The organism is Duganella vulcania, assembly GCF_009857655.1.
Lineage (GTDB): Bacteria > Pseudomonadota > Gammaproteobacteria > Burkholderiales > Burkholderiaceae_D > Rugamonas > Rugamonas vulcania.
Window position 1 is genome coordinate 1 of the sequence record NZ_WWCX01000249.1, and the last position, 1,232, is coordinate 1,232.

Consider the following 1,232-nt stretch of genomic DNA (forward strand, 5'->3'; position numbering starts at 1 on the left):
TGCGGATTCAATCGGTGGTCGCAACACTCTAAGCTAAATGCGCAAGCATGAGGAGTGTTGACGATGAAACAGAAACCTCGAATCCACTACACGGAATGCCAGAAGGCGCAGATGTGGGAGCGCTGGAAGCAAGGTGACTCTCTGCAGATGATCGCACAGATGTTCGATCGCAACCATTCCTCCGTAGAAAGAATTTTGGCTGAGACGGGTGGCATACGGCCAGCGCCGCGATGTCGATCCCGGCTGGCATTAACGCTGGCTGAGCGCGAGGAAATTTCTCGTTCCATCGTTGCTGGGCAGTCAATCCGCTCGGTTGCGGCGCGTCTCGGCCGAGCGCCTTCGACCGTCAGCCGGGAGATTGGACGTAATGGCGGTCAGGCTATGTATCGTGCAAATCAGGCAGATCAGCATGCTTGGGATCGGGCGCGCCGCCCCAAACCCTGTAAGCTGGCGGAAAACCGCATGCTGGCCAATATGGTAGCCGCTAAGCTTCAACTGCAGTGGTCGCCAGAGCAGATCGCCGGTTGGCTCAAGCATTTGTTTGCGGACTACGGGGAGTACCAGGTGTCGCACGAGACGATCTATCGGAGCCTTTACGTTCAAGCGCGCGGCGCCTTGAAGAAGGAGCTGTTGGAGCATTTGCGACGTACACGTATTATGCGCCGCTCACGCCACCATACCCAGAAGACGGACAATCACGGCCGGATCACTGACGCGGTATCGATCAGCGAGCGTCCTGCAACGGCGGAGGATCGAGCGGTGCCAGGGCATTGGGAAGGTGATCTGCTGTTCGGCAGCCACAACAGCCAGATTGCGACGCTGGTCGAGCGTCAGACGCGTTATGTCATGCTCGTAAAGGTCGCCGGCAAGGATACTGAAACGGTGGTCAACGCACTGATCGACAATGCCCGCAGGTTGCCGCACGAGCTTTACAAATCGCTGACCTGGGATCGAGGGAAAGAGATGGCCGGCCACAAGCGTTTTACCTTGGCCACCGATATCCAGGTGTATTTTTGCGATCCGCAGAATCCGTGGCAACGAGGCTCGAATGAAAATACAAACGGGCTATTGCGCCAGTACTTTCCGAAGGGAATGGACCTTTCCGCCTACTCGCAGGACAGTCTCGATGAGGTGGCCAGAAGGCTGAACGAACGTCCCAGGAAGACGCTGCACTTCCAAACGCCGGCTCAGCAATTTGAAAGATGTGTTGCGATGACAGATTGAATCCGCAG

At 56.7% G+C, this 1,232-nt stretch carries 1 protein-coding gene; it reads left to right on the forward strand.

What is annotated here, in order from left to right; translation table 11 throughout:
- Positions 1-63: 63 nt before the first annotated feature.
- Positions 64-1,224, forward strand: a complete 1,161-nt coding sequence (locus tag GTP90_RS35750) for an IS30 family transposase (protein ID WP_161087936.1) — start codon at positions 64-66, stop codon at positions 1,222-1,224.
- Positions 1,225-1,232 lie beyond the last annotated feature (8 nt).